Below are 6,302 nucleotides of genomic sequence, written 5' to 3' on the forward strand. Positions count from 1 at the left end.
AAAATAAATAAAATATATTGCATATTTTTATAAAATTTTATATAATAAGTAAAACATTTAATACGAATGAAATGTGCAAAAATGCGCAAAAAATACGGATTTATTTGAGATTGTAGGGGGACTATTTTTTTATGAAAAAACAAATTCATGTAATAGACAAAAGAAAAGTGAGTAATGAAGAGTTAAAACAAATATTATTAGAAAACAAAAACATAAAATTTGTATCTCTAATGGGTGTTGACCTTGGTGGAAATGCCACAGATGAAAAAATACCAGTAAGTTTATTATTAGATGATGTAGATGATTTTCTAAAATCTGCAATACAAACAGATGGATCAAGTGTTGAACTTCACAACATAGCAACATTAAACAATGCAAAAGTAGATTTAATGCCAGACCAAGATTGTAACTGGTATGTAGATTATAATTTACAAAATATCGACAGTGAAACAGGGCTTCCAGTAGGAACTCTTAAAATACCAGCTCTTTTAATACACGATAATAAAAGAGTAGGTTCAAGAGGAATACTTAGAAAAGCTCAATCTAACTTTAAAAAATCATTAATAGAGATATTTACTGAGTATCCAAAAATGTTAAACAGTATAGGTGTAGATAGTGTAAATGATATAGAAGATATTGTTTTAACTGCAGCTACTGAATTAGAATTCTGGGTAAATACTCCTGAAGATAAAGCTGATTTAGAGCAATTATCTGTATCACAAAGTTTAAAAGAACAATACTGGAAAAGAACTCACGGAATAATAAGAACTTGTTTAGAACAATCACTAGAAAAATTAGAAAAAATGGGAATATCTCCAGAAATGGCTCACAAAGAAGTTGGTGGGATCGCTAGTTCTATAACTAGAGATGGAAAAACTAAGCATGCTATGGAGCAGCTTGAAATATCTTGGAAATTCGATACTCCAATACAAGCAGCTGACAATGAAATGGCAGTAAGGGAAGTAGTAGAAGATATATTTTCAATGAACGGTCTAGAAGTTACATTTAAAGCAAAACCAATTCAAGGAGTTGCAGGAAGTGGTGGACATACTCACTTTGGAGTAAGTTTAATACTTAAAGATGGAACATTTAAAAATTTATTTGCTCCGCAAGATATGACGAAAGACTACTTAAGTGAAGCTGGATACGGTGCTTTAATGGGACTTTTATACAACTATGAAGTTATAAGCCCTATAGTTACTAATAGTATAGATGGATTTGAAAGACTTGTACCTGGATTTGAAGCTCCAGTTTGTGTAGTTACTTCACTAGGACATACTTATGAAACTCCATCAAGAAACAGATCTGTACTTGTAGGACTTATAAGAGATGCTAAAAAGCCTAAATCACTTAGATTTGAACTTAGATCTCCAAATCCACTTTCAAACACTTACTTAGTAATGGCAGCTGGATACCAAGCTATGTTAGATGGTATAAAATTTGCAGCTAAGAGTGGTTTAGATACTAAAGCTTTAGAAAAAGAATTATCTAAAGATATCGGGGAAGAAGGTTTATACCTAGAAAAAGATAGAAAATACAGAGATGAAAACAATGTATTTGATTATTATAATGATGAAGAAAGAAATGAAAGATTTGGAATGCCACCTGCTACAGTATATGAAAATATGCTAAATCTTGATAAATATAAAGAAAAATTAGAATGTTTAAAAGATGGAAATGTATTTACTGATAGTATAATTGACTCATTTAAATACGGTTCACTTGATAAGTGGAAAAAAGAATTAAGACACAGAATAATACATGATGACATGGAATTATTAAGAGGTTATGTAAAATTACACAATAAAGAAAATATGGATGCTCTAGATGAAGTTAATTGGAATAAAATTTCTGATATAAAATTCAATATCATGAAAGATACATTAACTAGAAAATCATTATTTACAAGAATAAATGATGCTATAGATGCTAAGGATTATGAAAAAGTTTCAGAATTACAATTAGAGCTTAGCAAATATATGAAAGAAATAAGAGTACTATATTCAACTTACAAAAAAAATATTTATTAATTTAAAATTTAAACTGCTATATAGAAATTTTATCTATATAGCAGTTTTTTAATTGCAAGGAAATTATATTTATTTATAAATTATGGATAAGTATAATTTCATTACATGGATTTTAAAAAATCTAAACTTTTAAGCCTCTTTATGATAATGATTTTGTAAAAAATTAAAATATAATAATGGGAGATATATAAACTTAGAAATTAAAGTGTTTATAAGTATATAAAGTAGATATGAAATAATAAAAATATTATAATCAGATATGATGCAATCTTCCTCAAATAACAATATGTATCGTGTTTTAATATAGGAAAATCAAAGGTAATAATTATTATTAACAAAAAAGAAATTAAAATATTAAAATTAAAAAAATTGATATATCTAAACATAGAAGCTGAATAAATCAAAAATGATATAAAACAAATCCCTACAAAAAATCTATTATTTTTTGATAAAAAAGGCAAAGTTCTATTTATTAATTTCCTTATACTTATTTTATTTATTTTAAAATAAATATCTTTTAGAAGGTATAAGAGCAAATTAAGAAATAACATTATAGTGCATATAATTCCACTAATCATGCCTAATATTTTAATCATAAGATCACTCCTCAATATAAAATATTTGTTACTAATTATATATTTAATAAGATGACAAAAAAGTATATTTTAAACAAAAAAATATAGGGGTTTTAAAAGTTAATTACAAATTTGTTAAATATAAAGTTAGTGATAATTTAGAGGAATTATAATTCTAAAAATAGAATATATAAATATAAAATGTATTTATTTGATATATGATAACAATCATTATATTTTATAAATAACAAAAAGTGATTTTTAACATATTTTATAGTATATATGGTCTTTTCATTATCTAATTAGAAAAGTAAAAAGAGGGGAGCCGATTTTATGAAACGTAAACTAATACAAGAGAGTTTAATTTATTGTATCTTACCGATAATTGCAATCGCAGTTTTTTATAATCAATATTCAAGTATCCCATGGCTAATTTTAACTGTAGGTTTTTTATATACTTTTTATACTAAGAAAAAAGAAAATAGAATAAACTATACATTTATGTCGTTTTTTGTAATATTTAGTATTTATTTTCTAATAACAAACAATATGAAAAGTAATCTATTAATTCAATTTAACTTAGGGTTTGTTATGTTTTTAGCTATACTGACATTAATCTTAGAAGCTGTAGATATGAGTATATGTAAAATTGCATTTCAAGATATTTTAATGATGTTAGGCGAAAGCAAGATGAGTATATATAAAATAGGCAAGAAAAGTAAAGTAAGCTTAAACTTAAAAAAATTATCTACAATAATTATAGTAGAATTATTGAGTTGTGATTTGATAGGGATTTATTGTATCAATATCAAAAATATGAAGAACTTAAGTTATATGGTAAGTTATGAAATTTTAGCTATTATAATCTTCACATTAATAGAATTATATCAATTAAATATAATCAGAAGTAAAATAAAATACATAAAATATAAGAATAACAAGCTTATAAAAGAAAAAGTTGACTTAGGTAAAGTTATTAATTTAGAACAGTATAGATAATAAAAAAGAGGTTTTTAAAACCTCTTTTTTAATTCCAACCTATTAACTAAAGCAACGGAATCTTTGATTTGTTGGCGCCATAAGAAAAGAGAATTTTTAAATTCTAAGGAAACTATACTTATAGAAGCTCCATTACGTAATCGCCGATTTTTTCTGGATTTATATTTTTCTTCACATGGACTAAATTTTCTAACATAAAATTAAATCTATGGTCTAAATCACCATTTACCATTAAATCAAAAATTTCTTGTAATTCTGCATCATTATTATATACAATGCCGATTCCTTTATCTATTATAAATTTTGAGTTTTCGATTTCTTGACCTACCTTAGGTGTCTTTATAATAATTGGTATTTGAGCATTTATAGCTTCAAATAAAGTTGCACCACCAGGTTTAGTTACTAAAAGATCATTATCTTTAAGAAGTTCAGGCATATTAGTTACAAATCCCAATACTTCTATATTTTTTAGCGGTTTTTTAACTGTTAAATTGTTAAATAGTTTTTCGTTTTTTCCAGTTACAATAGTAACATGAAGTTTGTCTTTATAATTGTCACAAAACTCATCTAGCCATCTAACAAAATCTTCATCAAAGTCAAATAAACCTCTACCACCGCCCATAAGAAGTACATTGTATTTTCCATCTTGAAAATATACTTTATCTTTTATATTAAACCTCTTATCTGTCGGCACACCAGTAACTCTAAAAATATCAGGATTTAATCCTTTTTGAACATATCTATGTTTAATCTCATAAGTAGGAACAAAATACATATCAGTATTTGGGAAAATCCACTCTAGACTATCTACAACATCAGTTATAACTGTTATACAGGGGATAGGTGTATTTTCCTTTTTTGAATTAAAATTGTGAACACATCCAGCAGCTGATGGAAATGTAGATATTATTAAATCTGGTTTTATTTCTAATATATACTCTGTCAATTTTGGAGTATATATTTTATAAGTTATATCAAACTTTGAATTAAAATTCTTTTTAGCATAATAGTAATAATTATAAAGTTCTGGAACATACTTAGTATTTCTCTCGTACATTTTAACCATTGGGTTATTTATGCGTGGGATACTGGCATTTATAAAGTTTTGAATTACTATATTATAATTTGGATTTTTTTCTAAAATATATTCTTTTATAGCATTTGCTGCACTGACATGACCAGCACCAAATTGAGCAGTTAATATTAATATAGTCTTATTAATATTATTCAAAATATCACCTCCAATTAAAAATAATACCATTTATAGTATTATACAGTTATATCAAATTTAAAGCAAATTTTATACAAATATTTACTAAAATTAATAACAGGTTTACTAAAATAAGTAAAAATAAAAAATAAAGGAAAAAGATAATAAAGAGCAAATTAGATATAGAGGTGATTTTATGGATGATGTAAAATCTAAAAAAACTCAAGAAATAAAAGGAGACGATTTTTCTGAATTAATAAAGTTGGTATTATTTTCGGGAATAGGATGTTGTATATTTTTCTTACCACTTAGTATAAATAGACAAGTTGTTTTTCCTGTATTTTTTATTACAAATTTAGTTTATTTAAAATATGAAGGATTTGTATATATTTGTATAATCGTATTTATTGCACTTTTAGCTATAAAAGAAATAGCAAAAAATGAAAAGACTCTAATAGATAAAGTAGATATTGTATTAAAGTTCATATCGTTACTAATATTAATTGTTTTAACTACTAAAAATGAATTTATATTTTTTAAGGATGAAAACTTAATTCAGATAATGAAAGAAAGTATATTTAAAATTATAATATTTCTACCAATAAGCTCGATATTTTTACCGTTTTTACTAGATTATGGATTATTATATGTTTTTGATTGTTGCTTTGGAAGATTTACAAAAAAGTTTTTTAGAGCTAGCGGAAAAAATATACTTATATGTGCGCTATTCTTTTTTGTAGATGGATTTTTAGGATTTTATGTAATTTATAAATTATACAAAGAAGGAAGGCTTAGAAAAAATGAAGCTATTTCTGGAATATTAAACTACCCAATTTTACATATTTCAATAGTAGTATATATAGCAGATCAATTGAAAATAAATTTTTTACCTCTCATAATATGTTATTTATTTGTATTTATAATAACAAATCTAATTATATGCAGAATATATCCTATAAAAAATAAAGAAAAGACATTTTTTATAAAAAATAAATTTAAAGAAAAATCATTTAAAAGAAATAAACTTAAGATGTCTATATTGTTGTACTTAGAAAATTCTCAGAAAAAGAATTTATTTAAAACTATTTTGCGTAATTTCAATGAAACTATAAATATAGCTTCAAATATTATACCAATTTTATTAATTGTATTTTTATTTATAGATATAATAACGAGAAATGTAAATATAGTAAATACGATTGGATGGGGATATGAAGTTATTTTGACTAAATTAAAAATGCCTTATCCAGATTATATTTCAAAATCAATTGTATTAGGATTTTTTAATCAAATTTATTCTATTGAAGTATTAAATAATGGGATTACATTTATATCTAGATTGACGATTGCAATAATTATTATTTGCCAGGGAATATCACTTACAACAAATATAATTTTTATTAGAGTATATATGAGATTTATTGATTATAAGGATATTATTTTAGTTTATTTAGAAAAAATATTAATTATGACATTTATAATATTTAT

General features: G+C 24.2%; 4 protein-coding genes. 3 read left to right on the forward strand and 1 reads right to left on the reverse strand.

Going from position 1 to position 6,302, the window contains the following annotated elements:
• Positions 1 to 131: 131 nt before the first annotated feature.
• Both RDX53_RS07680 and RDX53_RS07685 read left to right on the forward strand, forming a co-directional pair.
• Positions 132 to 2,030 carry a glutamine synthetase gene (locus RDX53_RS07680; RefSeq protein ID WP_195931633.1) on the forward strand — a complete coding sequence of 633 codons (1,899 nt, stop codon included), beginning with the start codon at positions 132 to 134 and terminating at the stop codon, positions 2,028 to 2,030.
• 908 nt (positions 2,031 to 2,938) lie between these two features.
• The gene (locus tag RDX53_RS07685) at positions 2,939 to 3,604 is read left to right on the forward strand and encodes a hypothetical protein (RefSeq protein ID WP_195931632.1); all 666 of its coding nucleotides are present in this window, start codon (positions 2,939 to 2,941) and stop codon (positions 3,602 to 3,604) included.
• Between the two features lie 118 nt (positions 3,605 to 3,722).
• Here RDX53_RS07685 and RDX53_RS07690 read toward each other — a convergent pair whose 3' ends face one another.
• The gene (locus RDX53_RS07690; RefSeq protein WP_307993917.1) at positions 3,723 to 4,865 is read right to left on the reverse strand and encodes a glycosyltransferase; all 1,143 of its coding nucleotides are present in this window, start codon (positions 4,863 to 4,865) and stop codon (positions 3,723 to 3,725) included.
• Between the two features lie 145 nt (positions 4,866 to 5,010).
• On the opposite strand from RDX53_RS07690, the gene RDX53_RS07695 reads away from it, so the two are divergent.
• Positions 5,011 to 6,302 (forward strand): hypothetical protein (locus RDX53_RS07695; RefSeq protein WP_307993918.1); only part of this gene is annotated, 1,292 nt, incomplete at its 3' end.

Source organism: uncultured Intestinibacter sp., from assembly GCF_902468165.1.
Taxonomy (GTDB): domain Bacteria; phylum Bacillota; class Clostridia; order Peptostreptococcales; family Peptostreptococcaceae; genus Intestinibacter.